This window comes from Sneathiella chungangensis (assembly GCF_009882935.1).
GTDB lineage: Bacteria > Pseudomonadota > Alphaproteobacteria > Sneathiellales > Sneathiellaceae > Sneathiella > Sneathiella chungangensis.
In genome coordinates this window covers 1052332-1068210 of record NZ_WTVA01000015.1, presented here as the reverse complement: position 1 = coordinate 1068210, position 15879 = coordinate 1052332, and the positions used below count along the sequence as shown (strand labels likewise).

The following is a 15879-nucleotide window of genomic DNA, read 5'->3' as shown; positions in this document are numbered from 1 at the left end:
CAGGCCAAACTTTCAACGAAAACATCCTGTTTGGAGACTACGATAGCCTTGCAAACGTCCGTGGAAAAATATCCGGCCCTGGTTTTAAACGCCGATTACCGGCCGTTGAGCTATTTTCCGCTGTCATTGTGGTCCTGGCAGGATACGCTCAAATCGGTGTTTCTTGAGCGCGTCGATATTGTCTCTGAATATGACCGGGTCGTCCGCTCCCCCAGCTTCGAGATGCGCCTGCCGAGCGTGATCAGTCTCAAGCGCTATATCAAACAGAGCAAGCAGCCGGCCTTCACCCGCTTTAACGTATTCCTGCGCGACGGATTCCGTTGCCAGTACTGCGGATCGCTTGAGGAACTGACCTTCGATCATGTGCTGCCGCGCCGCCTCGGCGGACAGACCGTCTGGGAGAATATCACAACGGCTTGCGCGCCCTGCAACATGAGGAAAGGAGGCAGGCTTCCCCGGGAAGTAAATATGTTCCCGGAAATCCGTCCTTACATACCCACGCCGCAAATGCTCAACAAACAGGGCCGCGCCTTCCCGCCCAATTACCTGCATGAAAGCTGGCGGGATTATCTCTACTGGGACACAGAACTCGAAGAATAAGCGATTTTCCCAACCCCCACTTGCCTTTACCGCGCTTCGGCGTCTATATAATAGCCAATTTACACCTGTTCCTTTCACCGTTGAGATGTGACGCACAATGAGTTATGGCCTCGGTCTTTCAGAAAAAAAACTAGCGCGGCAACGGCGCAACCGCTTCTTCAAGTTCGTCTTCTACATCGCGCTGCTGGCCGGTGCCGGCGTCTATGGATATTATGAAGGCCAGGCAAATGCGGATCGGCGCATTGCCGATATCGAAGGCCAGGTCATCGTTTTGACGACAGAAAATGACCGCCTGAACGATCAGGCCCGGGCCGCACTCGACAAGCAGAGCGCCGCGCTGGCGGAAGCCCGTGTCTGGCGCGACAAGTTTGAGAATGAAATCCCGAGCGGGCCGACGCGCGATATTCTCGATCTGGTGCAGAAACGCCTGGCCGACGGGCTGGAGCCGGAGCGGCTGATTTCCCTGATTACGCTCGCGCAGAACAGCCAGAATTGCGACGCGGCGCCCGAAACGAAGCGCTTTATCGTCAATACCCCGATTTTCTCGAGCCCGGGAAATTCCATCAGCCTTGGCGATGGCACCATTACGGTAACGGGAAACGGGACCTCGGTTACCAATTCGGAAGGAAAGGTCGAAGCCTGGTATGACCCGAACCAGCCGGTCGAGATCCTCTTCACGCAGCTGGGTGGCCAGACGGAAAAACTCACCGGTGTTCTGCCGCTGCATAAAAGCGTGGTTTTCGGACCCAACGAGTATCGCTTCAGCATTCTTGCCGGCAAGCAAAGCTTCGCCACCATTTCGGCGACGCGCTGCGATTTCCCGTAAGTCTATGGATCGTCAGATCCGTGAGGACAGCCAGATGGCAAGCTTCGATCCGGCCTTTACGGCGGAGGTCAGAAGTTCATAGCCGGGCGCTTCACTTGCGCCCTGCTCGCGGGCGATATCCCGATGCTCAATCTCTTCATCGCGATATCTGGATATAATTTCCTTCAGCTCCCCCTCGCTGTCATCCAGCGTGTCGAGCTGATCGCGATAATGCTCGTCAATCACTTCCTCGACGGCCTCCGTGCAGGCCATCGCCGCTTCCTTGCCCAGCATCGCCGTGCCGGCGCCAAGAGCGAATCCGGCGACGTGCCAGAGCGGGCTTAAAATAGTCGGGCGGACGCGTCTCTCGCTCAGCAATTCCTCGAATTTCTGCCTATGAACCTCTTCCTGCGCTTTCATATGGCGAAGCGTCTCTCCGGATTCGGTTTTTTCAAGGACGGCAAGCTGACCTTCGTAAATCCGCACCGCGCCGAATTCACCGGCATGATCGACACGGATGATCCGTTCAATCTGCTCCCGGGGGCTGAGGTCGCCGGGCTGGCGCCCGAAGGCCGGTTTGGTGTCTTTCGCGGTCTTTTTTCTCATTTACGCCTCCAACTCGCTCTTCCTTGAAGTTAGCGCGGAGAACAGGCAAAAAACAGCAAGAATCGTCGCCGCAATGACATTATATCCCGCCATCGATATGCCAAAGAGCGACCATGCCACCTCATCGCAGCGGACAATCGGCGTCGACATGATCTTGGCCTTCAGATCCTGGAGATTATCCACCTTGCTGGTATCGCCGACACATTCCGCGGTTCCTTCCCACCAGCCCTGCTCGACGCCCACATGGAAACCGCCAATTGCGGCGGTTGCGAGAAACCCGACGGCGCACAGGAGGAGGAAGGGTCCCGCCCCCATACGCCGTTGCAGGGCGATCCCGGCAATCGCGATCACAATGACGGCCGCATAGGGCCAGCGCTGATAGAGGCAGAGGACGCAGGGCCAGAGATCAAATACATACTGTGCGACAAAAGCAGTTCCCAAGGCTCCCATACTCGCGAGCAGGGCCACCCAAAGTGCGTTTTTTCTCAAAATTGGCAAAGCGGCCGGGTCCTTTCTCGTCTTCTACAGCATATATTTGATCGCCACGAACCCGCCAATGAGCAGAATGAAAAAGAGAATGGTCAGGAGGCCGAGGTATTTCTCGATAAACAGCTGTATCGGCGCCCCGAACTTCCAGAGAAGCCCGGCGACCAGGAAGAACCGGAGGCTGCGGGACAGGACCGATGCGACGATAAAAACCAGAAGATCGAGATGGGTGACGCCGCTGGCGATCGTGATGACCTTGTAGGGAAACGGCGTCAGCCCGAAAAAGGCGACGATCCATCCACCCCATTCGTTATAGGCGTCGGTAAAATTGTCAAACTTGTCCGTATAGCCGTAAAAATCGATAATTGGCGCGCCGATCCAGTCGAAAAAGAGATAGCCGACCAGATAGCCGAACATCCCGCCAACCACCGAGGTCAGGCTGCAGAGAAACGCAAGGCGCCAGGCTTCCTTGCGATTGGCCAGCACCATGGGGATCAGCAGAACATCGGGCGGGATCGGAAAGAACGAACTTTCGGCGAAGGAAACGCCGCCGAGAAACCATTTCGCTCGCGGCTTTGCCGCCAGTCCCATCGTGAAATCATACAAACGTCGCAACATAGGCGGACCAAAAGCTAGACAAAACCAAATAAAGACTAAACTTTCTAGCCGTTTTCGCGCGCGGCCACAATGCTTATCGTCGATTTCATCTAATGATATCATCGGCGAGAAGTCCTATTGACCCTTCAAAATTCATCGCTATAGTGCGGATTTTCCACACGGGCCCCTGTGGCGGAATTGGTAGACGCGACAGACTCAAAATCTGTTGTCCTTAGGGCGTGCCTGTTCGAGTCAGGCCAGGGGCACCACCGGCATATCGCAGATTTCCCACTTTCGCGGTCGCCTTTCCTTAACCATATCCTAATAACTGGCGGCTAGGATTTACGGCAATCGTTACTGCTTTGCTCCAGAGGATGCGTAAATGCCTGTCCTGATGATGTCCGCCGGTGGCCTGGTTCTTCTTGCTGCGGCATGGGATGTATTCTCCCGCCGGATTCCGAATTTGCTGCCGCTCATTATCGCGGCGCTGTACTTCGTCGACGCGGGATTTGCCGGAGACTGGGCGGAAATGCCCTGGCATCTGCTGTGCGGAATGGCCGTTCTCGTCGTCGGGATTTTCATTTTTTCGCTGGGCTGGCTCGGCGGTGGCGATGTCAAGCTGCTGGCGGCTCTCGCCTTCTGGGCCGGGCCGGATCAACTGATGCTGCTTTTGCTGATGACCTGCCTTGCCGGCGGCATTCTCGCCCTGATCTATGTCATTCCGATGATAATTTACCGAATGCCGGCCGTTTCCGGGCTGGTTGACTGGTTTTTCATGACTGTTCTGAAGAAACCGGCGCCGATGTTACAGGCCGGTAAGGCGTTGGGCTTGCAGCTTCCTTATGGCGTTGCCATCGCCGCGGCCGGCTTCGTGGTTTTCTACCAGTTTATCAAGGTCATGTGACGTTCAGGCCGTCCGGGCCAGCCAGATCCCGAGAACGATAAAGGCCGCGCCCGCCAGATACCGGAGACTTATCGGCTCCTTCAAGAACCAGTAGCTCAACAGCGGCACGAAAACAAAGGTGAGGCCCATGAACATATAGGCCTTGCTGAGCGGAAAATGCCGCAGCACATAAACCCAGGCCACGGTCGCCACCGCGTACAGCAGCAACGCAACAATAAAATAGCCGTTCACGGATAGCTTCAGCAGCGACGCGACATCCAGCGCCGCGACGTCGCGGCTGGTGATCTTGAAGAGGATCTGCCCAACGGCAATAACGATGGGCAGCATGATCAGGGCCGCATCTTTTGCAAAATCCATTACTTCCTCCTCACGACTCGCGCGTCTCGCAGTAAAAAATGTCCCGGTTGATGTCCTCGCACGAATAATCGGCGGGCACCGGCTGCATCGCCCTCAGGAAACTCTCCGGGTACGGGAAAAAATTGAAATGCGGGTTGAACGTATACCGATACTCCCGCTCCCGCGGCACAACGATGATAAGCTTCCTGCGGCAGATACGGCGAAGCTCCTGTATCGCGGTGCGGTAGTCGAGGATATGTTCAATCACATGCGTGCAGATCACCGTATCGAACGCGTCGTCCGCAAACGGCAGTTTCTCGATTTTCGCCGGGACGAGTTCGATGCCCTCCTGCGCGTCGGGGACGATCAGGTCCGTTCCCGTCACCCTGTCAAATTCTTCCCCGCGGATTTCCATAATTCGCCGGAGCAGATATCCGGTTCCGCATCCGACGTCGATTATGGACCGTCCGACAACTTCCTCGGCAATGCGGCGAATGCAGGCGTCCGAGTTATCCGTGAGGTCATGGACGCGGGGATGCTGGCGGTAGAGCTTCTCATATTCCTCGTCGGTCAGAAAAGGCGCATTCTTGCGAAACTCCGCGAGCGCGACGATATGGTCGCCCCAGATGGCCTTGGCGAGCCATTTGAACAAAACCGAATCCCGCAACAACGGCGGCAATAAATCTTCCAGTACAAACCTGATTTTATTCGTGGTTTCGCGGTTCATCCGACATCTTACGCAAACTGCCAACTAGTCCGCGTACTCCCTGAATTCCCGCGCCGGGGCAGCCTCGGTCTGCGATCGCACGTTGATCGCCGCCGGACCGGCAATGGACAGGTAGGAAATTCGCTTCCGTTCCCGTCTGCCGCGGGTCACCGAATCCAGGATAAATCCGCAGGCAAGGAAGAGAAAGGATAGCAGCATGCAGGCACTCGACAGCACCGCCGTCGGCAATCTCGGAACCAGTCCCGTCTCGATGAAGGTGAGGGTGATGGGGATGGCGAGAATGATCGACATCGCCGCAAACAGGAGAAACAGCGCCCCGAAAAAGGTCATCGGGCGTTCGTCCTTGACCAGCTTGAAGATGAGTTTTGAGATCTTGAGCCCATCGGAAAAGGTATGTAGCTTGCTGTCGGACCCTTCCGGGCGTTCATTATAGGCACTCGCAATTTCAGCAACCGGCATATTCAGTTCAAGCGCATGAATGGTGAGCTCGGTCTCGATCTCGAAGCCTTCCGACAGGATGGGAAAGGATTTGACGAAACGCCGTGAAAATACCCGATACCCGGTCAGGATATCGGCAAACCGCCGGCCGAACACGCGGGCAACGATGCCGGAAAACATCCGGTTTCCGAAAACATGCCCCTTGCGATAGGCCGCATTCGCCGATGCAACGCGCTTTGCACAAACCATATCGAGGCGATGTTCCCACAGCTGTGCAACCAGTTTTGGCGCAAGGCCGGCCTCGTAGGTGTCATCGCCGTCGACCATCACATAGATATCCGCGTCAATGTCGGAAAAAAGCCGCCGGATGGCGTTGCCCTTACCGGGCAGCTCTTCATAGATGACCTCGGCCCCCGCATTTTCGGCGACAGCCGCGGTATTGTCGGTCGAGGCGTTATCGCAAATGACGATCCTGGCCCGTGGCAGCGCGGCCCGGAAGTCGGCGATGACCTTGCCGATCGTCAATTCCTCGTTCAGGCAAGGCACCATGACCGCAATCGACGGAACATATTCCGTCTTCGCGGTTTTCTCATGAACCTCCAGCCGTTCGCGCAAATAACTTTGGGTCACATCGCATTACCCCTATATTCGAAGAGCATCCAGGGTTTGGGCGCCGCCTCAACGGGCACCAGTTCCTCCGGCAAATCTCCATTGACCAGACGGTTATAGAGAACGGATGCCTCTGCAGACTTCCGAAAGTATGTTTCGTCCGAAGCATTGGGGCATATAAGAATATAGTCAATCCCGTATTTCCCGAGAAGGTCGCGGCTCCGGCTGAATTCCACCGCCGTCATCAGGTCATATGTGTCCAAAATCGTCTCGCCGTTCCGGTGATAGGGCACGGCAAGAAAGTGATGCCGCGTGCGGTATATAAGCTCCGGTCCGTAATCGAGGTTATTGGCAAAGCGCAGAACGCCGCGGCCCTGAATGAATTTATCATCGGCGAGAAAACCGGCGATGTCCCGGACAGTGCACTCTGTCTCCGCCGCCTGTGTCACCGTGGTGGCCGCCGCCGGTTTCAGTCCGTTTGCAAAGGCACCCACCAAAACCGCCAGCGAGAAGGGGCCGAGAATAATGACGGCGCGGACCAGCAGGCCCGTCGCTCCTTTTCTCCATCCGCTGAAACGCGCGCTCACGGCGTTCAGCACGTCCTCCATGAGGGGGCCGGCCGCGATAACCCCGGCAACCGAGAGATACAACGCCGTCCGCATATGCGCGAGGGCAAGCGCGCCCGTGCAAACAAGGACTAGCGACAGCAGAACCCATGTATGCCGCTGCTCCTGATGCCGCTTCCCCGAGAGAACGAACAGGCCGTAGACAATTCCGCAGAACGGCAAAAGACAAAAGAGGATCATCTTTCGAATACTGGTGAACAGGGGAAGCATTTCGCTGACATTGTCATACCAGATTGCGGCAATGCGCGGGTCCGCCTCCGCTTCCGGTCCGATAAACAGACCCGGATACCAGAATTTTATCAGCGCCAGACAGACGATGGCAAACAGCCCGGCCCCGACCATGCGAGCAGTAATAGTGCCGCCGCATTCGCTTGTCTTTGCCACAAGAATCCAGAAGACGGCCGGACAGGAAACCAGGAAAAGCTGGGCAATTGAAATGCGATCGTAACGGGCCGTCAGCCAGTTATCCGGTGACACATCGACAAGGACGGCCGCAAGGCAGGCGAGACCGACGCCGAGCGCAAAATCGCGATTTATCCGCCGCCAGGATGTTCCCCACAGGAGCCAGCAAACACCGAGACCCAGCGTTACCGGAACATAGACGACAAGAAATTCCAGGCTGATCCATATGCCAAGACCAGTCAGAATTCCCGCGAGCAACGCCGGGCGCGAATTACTGCCGGATTTATCAAGCCGGATAAGATACCCGAGGACGGCCGCCGTTAGGACCGCAAGGACCATATGGTGATCCACCCGCCCGATACCGAAATAGTTCTGGATAATCGGCTGGACGGCGAGGAGTATGACGATCGAGAACAAATTCCCGGGCTGCATCAACGGCATCACCGCCCAGATACAGACGAAGACGAGAATGAGTGACATAAGCGCCGGCAATGCAACGCCCGCGATCTCTATGGCCTGCCTGGTTTGCATAAACGGGACCAGGGGCGCCGCGACGCCAAGGATCAGCAGATCCATCGGCCGCGTCCAGTGAATATCGGCACCCTCCGCGCCGGCGGCGCGGGCGATATGGCCATCATACCAGTTGCCCGTCTCGACCAGCGTATTCACCCGCTCCAGACGCATAAAGGCATCCGGCTGCTTGGGCGCGAAGATGTCCGGATCGGTTGCAAGTTGCGCCGGCAAAACCACGAAACAGGTAAGCCATAGCAGCAAAAACATAAAAACGCGTTCAGCGGTCAAAACAGGTCCCTAAATTCAGAAAACATCGTTCAATGCAGATGGTCTGAAATGTACCGCAAATTCCTTAACAAAAAGGAAGGATGGCGATGAAATCTTGAGCAACCTGAAGTCGTTTAAAGAGATGCCGGGAACGCTATCTGTTCTTGTTTTTCGAAAGCAGTCCGGCATCGGACGTGGTGGCGGGATTATGGGGCGCAGGGTCGCTGGCCAGCGCCTCGGTCACTTTTTCACAGATTTCATCAAGGGTGAAGGGTTTGGCAATGACGTCGTGGATGAGCATGTCCAGGTTATAGGCCCGCTGCCGTTCCGCCGCGTAGCCCGTCATCATCAGAACCTTGAGGCCCGGAAAATCCTTGGATACCTTGAGGGCAAGGGCGATTCCGTCCATGATGGGCATGACAATATCGGTCAGCAAAAGATCGAACGGCGTTTTCTTTTGCAGGACGGAAAGCGCCTCCGCGCCATCCGCGACCGCCACGACTTCATGGCCATGATGGGTCAGGGCGCGGCTGATGAATTCCCGAAGGGCGGCTTCGTCCTCAGCAATCAAAATGCGCGCCATACCTGCCCTCCGTTCAATGCTTGACGATATACCCGATATAGGGAAGTTCGCGGTAGTAATGGGCGTAATCGAGGCCGTACCCGACGACAAACAGGTCGGGACAGTCAAAGCCGACGAAATCCGCCTCGAAATCGGAGACGCGCTTTCCCTTCTTATCCAGCATCAGGCAGGTCTTCACCGTCGCGGCGCCGCGACCGAGCAGTTCCGCCGTCGCGAAGGCCATGGTGCGCCCGGATTCCAGAATATCATCGATCAGCAACACCTTGCGACCCTTGACCGTATCGACGATGTCGCGGGTGATGACCACGGAGCCGCTGCTGACGGTCTTGTCGCCATAGGAGGAGAGGGCCATGAAATCGATCTGCGGATTGACCCCGGCATGATGCAGAGCCCGGATCAGGTCGGCCGCAAAAACAAAGCTCCCCTTGAGAACGGCGATAACAAGGATATCCGACCCCATCGTCGCGGCGATTTCCTCCGCGAGCTCTTCGTTGCGCTTCGCGATATCCGCGCTTGCGAACAAAATTTCGATGTCCGGCTTCATTTCAGCCTTGCTCATAATGGTCCTTCCAAAAATAGCGGCGGTACCGGCCTCACGAATGGCCGGCGATTAATTCTCGGGGTCGATAAGATCGACTTTGACATTTTTCGCCTCTTCGGGCGGCTGATTCATACTGCTGGAAAACTCCACCTGCCCCCAGGGCATGACTTCCGGTTCCTCGACAGTCGTTGTCCAGCTGTAGACACTTTGCCCCTCGGCATCGATAAGTGCAATCTTGATCCGCGGCAATGGTTGCGGACTGTCGGTGATATTCTTGATAATGCCGGAGACCGTCAGCGTGGTCACGCCATTTTGCAGGACGGACTTGGTTCGAAGGTCATGGATTTCGAGGCCGAGCATATTCTGTGTTTCAACATCGATGCGCAGATACTGGTACATTTGCGCCGAGGCGGGCCACGCCATGACCACGTAATTGCGCCCGAAATAGGCGCCGCCAACAAGCGCAGCCAAGACCAGAAGCAACAACAGCCAGGCGATCCAGCGCCGGGGTTTGCCGGAGGCGACCTTCGCCGGGCCGGGCGCTTGCCCCTTCGTCATCTGCTCGATGCTCATGCCCTGCTCTTGCGGCGGGGCGCTGTCAACTGCCGGCGGCGGCTCGGTCAGTGTCTTCGGCATATCCGTCGGCGGATACTCCCGCCATTTATGCCCGCATTTGGCGCATTTCACGGCGCGCCCTTCCGGGCCGATGGTAATCGCGTCAATCGAATAACGGGTTGCGCAACTTGGACAGGTTAAAATCATTGGCGAGAGTCACCATCTCACGGATTAAAGTTTCTTTTTTATAGGCGTTTGCTTGGACATGCACAAGACTGGCTGATAAATCTAACATAGTTTATGTTCAGTCGCGTAACCTTTGGGAGGAATGATTGGTCAGGTTCGAAAATGTCGGCATGCGTTATGGCCTGGGACCGGAGGTCTTGCGCGATATCAGCTTTCACCTGCAGCCCGGCTCCTTCCATTTTCTGACCGGGCCGACGGGCGCAGGCAAAAGCTCGCTGCTGAAACTGCTCGCGCTGTCGCATAGGCCGAGCCGTGGCCTGATTACCCTGTTCAACAAGGAGGTTTCCTCCCTTGCGCGCGACGATCTTCCGGCGATGCGCCGTAAAATCGGCGTTGTTTTTCAGGATTTTCGCCTGCTCGACCATCTTTCGGCGCTGGAAAATGTCGCCCTGCCGCTCAAGATAGCCGGCGCCAAGAACAGTCAGATTTACCAGCATGTCGCGGAACTGCTCGAATGGGTGGGCCTCGGCCGGCAGGTGGATGCGAAACCGCCAACCCTCTCGGGCGGCGAGAAACAACGCGTTGCCATCGCCCGCGCGGTCATCAACCGCCCGCAACTCCTGATCGCCGACGAACCAACGGGGAGCATGGACGCGGAAATGGGACTGCGGCTGATGTATCTGTTCCAGGAGCTGAATAAGATCGGAACGACGGTCGTTGTCGCGACCCATGACCTCGGGCTGATTAAACGGTTCGGAAATCCGGTCATGTTCCTGAAAGACGGGATGCTGACTACGCGCAAGCAGGATGAGCTGCCCTCGCAATTCAGTCGGGACGGCGGATGATGCAAATTATCGGCAAATCTGCGGAACTGCAGCTGGAGAAGGATGTATCCACCCGCTATCTTCCTGTCGTCATCGCGGCCATGATCTTCCTTGCGGCGCTTGCCATCGGTGGGCTGTTTTCATTGAGCAACGCCATCAGTGACTGGTCGGCAACCCTGACCGGCAACCTGACGGTCGAGATTGCCTTCGATCCGACCGCCGATCTCGACAAAAAAGTCACAGATGCCGTCGAACTCCTTTCGAAGACGCCCGGCGTCGCCGCGGCGAGGGCCATCGAGCAGGAGGAAACCCTGAAACTGCTGGAGCCATTCCTCGGCCGGAATGCCGCGCTTGGCGATCTGCCGATCCCCCGGCTTATCGAAGTGATTATCGACGAAGACAGTGCCATCGATCTTGCGGCACTGAACGAAAAACTGGGCGAGGCGGTTGCCGGCGCCCGTCTCGACATCCACCGGCCCTGGCTCGACAAGATGGTGCTGCTCGGCCGCTCCGTCCAGATCCTGGCGGCCGCCATCATGCTGCTGATCGGCGCGGTAACCGTCATTATCGTCATATTCGCGGTCCGCACCGGCCTCATCATGCATGCGGAGGTGATCCAGGTCCTCCATCTTATCGGCGCGCGCGACCAGTATATCGCCGAACAGTTCCAGAATTACTTTGCCCGCCTCAGTTTTCTCGGCGCCCTTCCCGGCCTTATCGTCGCCATCATTGTCATGTTTATTTTCAACTTTCTCGTTGGATCGCTGGAGGCATCGATGCTGCCGCCGCTTTCCCTGGGAGTTGAAGGAATTATCGCCTTGTTGCTGCTGCCGTTGATGGTCGCCCTGTTGACCAGATTTACCGTTCGGCGGGTGGTTCTGGGGTCGCTTGAACGGATGATGTAGGATGCTCGTATTGCTGGACAGGGATGGTGTCATCAATGAAGATCGGCCTGATTTCGTCAAGAATCCGGGGGAACTTGTCTTCATTCCAAATTCGCTTGAGGCGATCGCGCGGCTGAACAGTCACGGCCACAAGCTGGTTGTGACAACCAATCAATCCTGTATCGGGCGCGGCATCATCACTGAGGAGCAGCTGGCGGCGATCCACGGCAAACTTATCGAGGCTCTCGCCAAGGTATCCGGGCGGCTTGACGATATCATCGTGGCCCCTGATGCCCCATGGGCGGCGACGGATCGGCGCAAGCCCGGGCCCGGAATGCTGATCGAGGCTATGCGCAAGTTCAATGCGCGGCCCGGCGAGACCGTCATGATCGGCGACAGCACGCGCGATATCGAGGCTGCCGGAGCAGCGGGATGCCACCGCATCCTGGTGCGCACGGGCAAGGGCCGGAAAACGCTGGCGGAGGGCCTCGGACGGCATTTGCTGCCCGTCCATGTCGCCGACGATCTTGACGAAGCCGCCGACTTCATTCTCGCGGGGAGGTTTTAACGAATGCCCTTTTTCCCCGGAAAAATAATCGCGGCCGTCTTTCTGTTCCTGTGCCTTTGGGCGGGCGGCTTCCTCACCTTCATGGGAGAGGTTGAGAAAACGACGCCCGTCCCCGCCCAGAACGTTGACGGCATCGTCGTCTTGACCGGCACGCCCGCCCGCCTGACCGCCGGATTTGATCTCCTTAAGGAGAACGAGAATGCGCGCCTCCTCGTCTCGGGCGTGAATTCGAAAGTCACGCGTGAAACCCTCCGTCAGGCGACGGGCCAAAGCGAGGAGATCATGAACTGCTGCGTCGACCTCGGCCGTCTCGCCCGGAATACCGAGGGCAATGCCTATGAAACCTCTCTCTGGGCCAAATCCCATAACTTCGACAACATCGCCATCGTGACCAGCGCCTATCATATGCCGCGCAGCCTGGTGGAGCTGAAACGCCAGATGCCGGATGTAAAACTGATTGCGTATCCGGTCGCGAGTGATACGCTTGAGCTTACCGGCTGGCGGAAAAACCCGCGGGCTTTCCTGGTCGTTGCCGGGGAATTCAACAAATATGTTTTCAGCCTCATACGTGCCCGGCTCTATGATTAGGCGATAAGAGAGGAACGCGTGACGCATATTCGATCCCTGGGGTTTTTTATCTGCTTCTTTGCCTGGTCCGTGATCATGAACCTGGCATTTCTGCCGTTTCTCCCGTTTGACCGGAGATGGATCGTCTTGGGGCAACGGATCTGGACAAAGGGAATCATTTTCCTCCTCCGAAATATCTGTGATCTGCGCCTCGAAATCCGTGGGCGAGAACATCTTCCCAAAGGGGCGGCGATTGTCGCCTGCAAACATCAATCCGCATTTGAAACCATGGTCTTTCATGAGATCACCGACGATCCGGCGGTAATTCTAAAAAAGGAGTTGCTGAACATTCCGGTCTACGGCTGGTATTGCCGCAAGACAAAGATGATCGCCGTGGATCGGAAAGGGCACGCGGCGGCACTTAAATCAATGCTCGCACAGGCGCAGGAAGCCATTGAGGATGAACGGCCGATCATCATTTTCCCGGAAGGCACGCGTTCCCCGCTCGACCAGGATCTTCCCTTCCAGCCGGGTATTGCGGCGCTTTATACGAAACTGCAGCAGCCGGTAACGCCCGTGGCGCTCAACACGGGCCTGTTCTGGCCACGGAGAAGCTTTTTCTGCCGCCCCGGCGTCATGGTCATCGAGTTCCTGCCGCCCATCGAGCCCGGACTCGACCGCAAGCTTTTCATGAAGGAGCTGAAAACCCGCATTGAGGAAAAAACTGAATCCCTGGTTGCGGAAGGCCGCGAGAAATTTCTCTCATAGGGGCGGACAGGCACATTAAATTTTACGTCAGGCACCTTTCGGACTATATTTAAAGAGAAGCATTTTTAACGTCTCAAGGTACTTAAATGTCACCTGTCGCCCCGATATCGCAACAGATATGGGATATGAAATACCGGCATAAATCCGCCGATGCCAGCAGCAAGGAACGCTCCATCGAGGATAGCTGGCGCCGTGTCGCCCGCGCCATGGCCGCGGCGGAGCCGGAGGAGGCGCGCGCGCATTGGGAAGAGCGCTTCTATGCGCTTTTGGAGGATTACAAGTTCCTGCCGGCGGGCCGCATCCTGTCGGGTGCGGGAACGGAACGACGAGTTACCTTATTCAATTGCTTCGTCATGGGCGATATCGAGGACGACATGTCCTCGATCTTCGATAACCTGAAGGAGGCCGCCCTCACCATGCAGCAGGGCGGCGGGATCGGATATAACTTCTCCACCCTCCGGCCGAAGGGCGCGCCCGTGCATGGCATGGGGTCGGACGCCTCCGGCCCGCTCAGCTTCATGGATGTCTGGGACAGCATGTGCCGCACGATCATGAGCGCGGGCTCGCGCCGGGGCGCCATGATGGCAACGATGCGCTGCGATCATCCGGACATTCTCGATTTCATCAAGGCGAAACAGGATCCGGGACGGCTCCGGATGTTCAACCTGTCGGTCCTGGTGACAGACGCCTTCATGGAGGCCGTCCGGCGCGACGACGCGTGGGAGCTTCGCTTCAACGGCACCCTTTACAAAACTGTCCAGGCGCGGGAGCTTTGGGACGAGATCATGCGCTCGACCTACGCCTATGCGGAGCCGGGCGTCATCTTCATCGACCGCATCAATGCCCGCAACAATCTTTATTATGCGGAAACCATCACCGGCACCAACCCTTGCGGAGAGCAGCCCCTGCCCGCCTATGGCGCCTGTCTTCTAGGTTCCGTCAATCTCACCAAGATGGTGGTTCGCCCGTTCGAGAAGAAAGCCGCGATCGATCTGAAAAAGCTCGACGGCGTCGTCCGCGATGCCGTCCGCCTTATGGATAATGTCGTTGACGTTTCCGGCTATCCCCTGCCCGAGCAGGCGAATGAGGCCCGCACGAAGCGGCGCATTGGCCTCGGGATTACCGGTCTTGCCGATGCGCTGATCATGTGCGGCGTGCGTTATGGTTCGGACAAGGCGCTGGCGCTTACCCGCAAATGGATGGCGCAGATCCAGCGCTCCGCCTATCTTGCGTCAACGGACCTCGCCGCGGAAAAAGGCTCCTTTCCGCTCTTCGACAAGGAGAAATATCTCGCCGGGGAAACGATCAAGGCACTGGACAAGGATATCCGCGACGCCATTGCCGAAAAAGGTATTCGCAACGCGCTGGTCACCTCCGTTGCGCCGACGGGCACGATCTCCCTGCTTGCGGATAATATCTCCAGCGGGATCGAGCCTGTCTTCAGCTTCTCCTACACCCGCAATGTGCTGATGCCGGACGATACCCGGAAATCGGAGGAAGTGACCGACTATGCCCTGCGGCTGTTCCGGCGCTTAAAGGGCGAAGACGCGCCCCTTCCCGACTATTTTGTCGATGCGCAAGTGTTGACCCCGCCGGATCATGTCAAGATGCAGGCCGCGGTGCAGGACTATATCGACAGTTCGATCTCCAAAACCATCAACTGCCCCGAAGATATCAGCTTCGAGAATTTCAAGGATATCTATCTGCAGGCCTATGAGCAGGGCTGCAAGGGCTGCACGACCTATCGTCCCAACGACGTCACCGGCGCGGTGCTGGAAGTCAAGAAGGAACAATCAGAGGAAGGTGCGCAGCCTGATTTACCGCTCGATGTGCCTTACAGCAAACCCTCCGACAGCTTCGAGGCGGGCGGCATTGTCTATATGACGAAACCGCTGGACCGGCCCGGCACCCTGCCCGGCCAGACCTACAAACTCCGCTGGCCGGAGAGCAACCACGCCATATATATAACACTCAACGACATCATTCAGGACGGTCGCCGCCGCCCGTTCGAGATTTTCATCAACTCCAAAAATGTCGAGCATTTCGCCTGGACGGTCGCGTTGACCCGCATGATTTCCGCCGTTTTCCGGCGCGGTGGCGATGTCAGTTTCGTGGTGGGCGAGTTGAAGGCCGTGTTCGATCCGCGCGGCGGTGCCTGGGTGAAAGGGAAATATGTCCCCTCCCTCCTCGCGGCGATCGGGGAGGTGATCGAAACCCATATGATCCAGATCGGCTTCCTGCCGCCCCCTGCGGAGAAGAATTCCGACGCGAGCGAGGCCGTCTCGAAAGTGGTCGTCGCCGGGACAAGCAAGCCGAAGGAAGGGTTGCTCCGCCAGTGTCCGCAATGCGGGGAGGCTGGCCTCCTCCGGATCGAGGGCTGCGATACCTGCACGACCTGCGGCTATTCGAAATGCAGTTGACCGCCGGTTTCCCGAATTGAATTGCGATCTAGATTCCGCTTTCAATGGGGGGCAAAAGGCGGTAATA

The 15879-nt window shown here is 57.2% G+C and carries 19 protein-coding genes and 1 tRNA gene; 10 read left to right on the top strand and 10 right to left on the bottom strand.

All coding sequences use genetic code 11. From position 1 onward, the window contains the following. Nucleotides 1-42: 42 nt before the first annotated feature. A complete protein-coding gene (locus GQF03_RS18180) occupies nt 43-600 on the top strand; it encodes an HNH endonuclease (protein ID WP_161340876.1) in 558 nt (185 codons plus the stop codon). A gap of 97 nt (nt 601-697) precedes the next feature. Further along, nucleotides 698-1426: a hypothetical protein gene (locus tag GQF03_RS18175; protein ID WP_161340715.1), complete on the top strand. Its 729-nt coding sequence runs from the start codon at nt 698-700 to the stop codon at nt 1424-1426. A 12-nt stretch (nt 1427-1438) separates the two neighbouring features. Here GQF03_RS18175 and GQF03_RS18170 read toward each other — a convergent pair whose 3' ends face one another. Genes GQF03_RS18170 through GQF03_RS18160 form a run of 3 tightly spaced genes read right to left on the bottom strand, consistent with a single transcriptional unit; the run spans nt 1439 to nt 3115 of the window. Beyond that, complete coding sequence (locus tag GQF03_RS18170; protein WP_161340714.1) at nt 1439-2011, bottom strand: demethoxyubiquinone hydroxylase family protein; 573 nt, start codon at nt 2009-2011, stop codon at nt 1439-1441. Beyond that, on the bottom strand, nt 2012-2509 hold the full coding sequence (locus GQF03_RS18165) for a disulfide bond formation protein B (RefSeq protein WP_206375884.1): 498 nt from the start codon (nt 2507-2509) through the stop codon (nt 2012-2014). A gap of 24 nt (nt 2510-2533) precedes the next feature. Continuing rightward, nucleotides 2534-3115 carry a YqaA family protein gene (locus tag GQF03_RS18160; RefSeq protein WP_161340713.1) on the bottom strand — a complete coding sequence of 194 codons (582 nt, stop codon included), beginning with the start codon at nt 3113-3115 and terminating at the stop codon, nt 2534-2536. Between the two features lie 162 nt (nt 3116-3277). Here GQF03_RS18160 and GQF03_RS18155 point away from each other — a divergent pair. Next, a tRNA-Leu gene (locus GQF03_RS18155) sits at nt 3278-3363 on the top strand. Between the two features lie 113 nt (nt 3364-3476). Continuing rightward, nucleotides 3477-3998, top strand: a complete 522-nt coding sequence (locus tag GQF03_RS18150) for an A24 family peptidase (protein ID WP_161340712.1) — start codon at nt 3477-3479, stop codon at nt 3996-3998. A gap of 3 nt (nt 3999-4001) precedes the next feature. Here GQF03_RS18150 and GQF03_RS18145 read toward each other — a convergent pair whose 3' ends face one another. The 7 genes from GQF03_RS18145 to GQF03_RS18115 all read right to left on the bottom strand — a co-directional run bounded on the left by GQF03_RS18145 (nt 4002) and on the right by GQF03_RS18115 (nt 9802). Then, a complete protein-coding gene (locus GQF03_RS18145) occupies nt 4002-4355 on the bottom strand; it encodes an EamA family transporter (protein WP_161340711.1) in 354 nt (117 codons plus the stop codon). A 10-nt stretch (nt 4356-4365) separates the two neighbouring features. Beyond that, nucleotides 4366-5061, bottom strand: coding sequence for a class I SAM-dependent methyltransferase (locus GQF03_RS18140; RefSeq protein ID WP_161340710.1), 696 nt, complete (start codon nt 5059-5061; stop codon nt 4366-4368). 24 nt (nt 5062-5085) lie between these two features. Further along, the gene (locus GQF03_RS18135) at nt 5086-6129 is read right to left on the bottom strand and encodes a glycosyltransferase (protein WP_206375887.1); all 1044 of its coding nucleotides are present in this window, start codon (nt 6127-6129) and stop codon (nt 5086-5088) included. After that, complete coding sequence (locus GQF03_RS18130) at nt 6126-7916, bottom strand: hypothetical protein (protein ID WP_161340709.1); 1791 nt, start codon at nt 7914-7916, stop codon at nt 6126-6128. The genes GQF03_RS18135 and GQF03_RS18130 overlap by 4 nt, the downstream gene beginning before the upstream one ends. Before the next feature lie 154 nt (nt 7917-8070). Continuing rightward, on the bottom strand, nt 8071-8499 hold the full coding sequence (locus GQF03_RS18125) for a response regulator (RefSeq protein WP_161340708.1): 429 nt from the start codon (nt 8497-8499) through the stop codon (nt 8071-8073). A gap of 13 nt (nt 8500-8512) precedes the next feature. Beyond that, complete coding sequence (gene hpt / locus GQF03_RS18120) at nt 8513-9058, bottom strand: hypoxanthine phosphoribosyltransferase (RefSeq protein ID WP_161340707.1); 546 nt, start codon at nt 9056-9058, stop codon at nt 8513-8515. Nucleotides 9059-9109: 51 nt separating this feature from the next. Beyond that, nucleotides 9110-9802: a DUF3426 domain-containing protein gene (locus GQF03_RS18115; RefSeq protein WP_161340873.1), complete on the bottom strand. Its 693-nt coding sequence runs from the start codon at nt 9800-9802 to the stop codon at nt 9110-9112. 125 nt (nt 9803-9927) lie between these two features. Between GQF03_RS18115 and ftsE the strand changes: the two genes are divergently transcribed. From ftsE to GQF03_RS18085, 6 genes are all read left to right on the top strand, one after another. Beyond that, entirely contained in the window at nt 9928-10626 is a 699-nt protein-coding gene (gene ftsE / locus GQF03_RS18110; protein ID WP_161340706.1) for a cell division ATP-binding protein FtsE, read from the top strand. Further along, nucleotides 10623-11510, top strand: coding sequence for a cell division protein FtsX (locus GQF03_RS18105; RefSeq protein ID WP_161340705.1), 888 nt, complete (start codon nt 10623-10625; stop codon nt 11508-11510). Before ftsE ends, GQF03_RS18105 begins: the two co-directional genes overlap by 4 nt. A gap of 1 nt (nt 11511) precedes the next feature. Continuing rightward, nucleotides 11512-12057 (top strand): D-glycero-alpha-D-manno-heptose-1,7-bisphosphate 7-phosphatase, encoded by a 546-nt coding sequence (locus tag GQF03_RS18100; RefSeq protein ID WP_161340704.1) that lies wholly within the window; start codon nt 11512-11514, stop codon nt 12055-12057. Between the two features lie 3 nt (nt 12058-12060). Beyond that, complete coding sequence (locus GQF03_RS18095) at nt 12061-12645, top strand: YdcF family protein (RefSeq protein WP_161340703.1); 585 nt, start codon at nt 12061-12063, stop codon at nt 12643-12645. An 18-nt stretch (nt 12646-12663) separates the two neighbouring features. Continuing rightward, complete coding sequence (locus GQF03_RS18090) at nt 12664-13392, top strand: 1-acyl-sn-glycerol-3-phosphate acyltransferase (RefSeq protein ID WP_161340702.1); 729 nt, start codon at nt 12664-12666, stop codon at nt 13390-13392. Nucleotides 13393-13478: 86 nt separating this feature from the next. Next, nucleotides 13479-15812 (top strand): adenosylcobalamin-dependent ribonucleoside-diphosphate reductase, encoded by a 2334-nt coding sequence (locus GQF03_RS18085; RefSeq protein ID WP_161340701.1) that lies wholly within the window; start codon nt 13479-13481, stop codon nt 15810-15812. Nucleotides 15813-15879 lie beyond the last annotated feature (67 nt).

Bases quoted from the DNA above. Each gene is read 5' to 3' on its own strand.
- GQF03_RS18100 (WP_161340704.1), top strand. From the start codon at position 11,512: ATGCTCGTATTGCTGGACAGGGATGGTGTCATCAATGAAGATCGGCCT.
- GQF03_RS18175 (WP_161340715.1), top strand. From the start codon at position 698: ATGAGTTATGGCCTCGGTCTTTCAGAAAAAAAACTAGCGCGGCAACGG.
- GQF03_RS18150 (WP_161340712.1), top strand. From the start codon at position 3,477: ATGCCTGTCCTGATGATGTCCGCCGGTGGCCTGGTTCTTCTTGCTGCG.
- GQF03_RS18095 (WP_161340703.1), top strand. From the start codon at position 12,061: ATGCCCTTTTTCCCCGGAAAAATAATCGCGGCCGTCTTTCTGTTCCTG.
- GQF03_RS18160 (WP_161340713.1), bottom strand. From the start codon at position 3,115: ATGTTGCGACGTTTGTATGATTTCACGATGGGACTGGCGGCAAAGCCG.
- GQF03_RS18145 (WP_161340711.1), bottom strand. From the start codon at position 4,355: ATGGATTTTGCAAAAGATGCGGCCCTGATCATGCTGCCCATCGTTATT.
- hpt (WP_161340707.1), bottom strand. From the start codon at position 9,058: ATGAGCAAGGCTGAAATGAAGCCGGACATCGAAATTTTGTTCGCAAGC.
- GQF03_RS18130 (WP_161340709.1), bottom strand. From the start codon at position 7,916: ATGTTTTTGCTGCTATGGCTTACCTGTTTCGTGGTTTTGCCGGCGCAA.
- GQF03_RS18115 (WP_161340873.1), bottom strand. From the start codon at position 9,802: ATGATTTTAACCTGTCCAAGTTGCGCAACCCGTTATTCGATTGACGCG.
- GQF03_RS18085 (WP_161340701.1), top strand. From the start codon at position 13,479: ATGTCACCTGTCGCCCCGATATCGCAACAGATATGGGATATGAAATAC.
- GQF03_RS18105 (WP_161340705.1), top strand. From the start codon at position 10,623: ATGATGCAAATTATCGGCAAATCTGCGGAACTGCAGCTGGAGAAGGAT.
- GQF03_RS18140 (WP_161340710.1), bottom strand. From the start codon at position 5,061: ATGAACCGCGAAACCACGAATAAAATCAGGTTTGTACTGGAAGATTTA.
- GQF03_RS18125 (WP_161340708.1), bottom strand. From the start codon at position 8,499: ATGGCGCGCATTTTGATTGCTGAGGACGAAGCCGCCCTTCGGGAATTC.
- GQF03_RS18170 (WP_161340714.1), bottom strand. From the start codon at position 2,011: ATGAGAAAAAAGACCGCGAAAGACACCAAACCGGCCTTCGGGCGCCAG.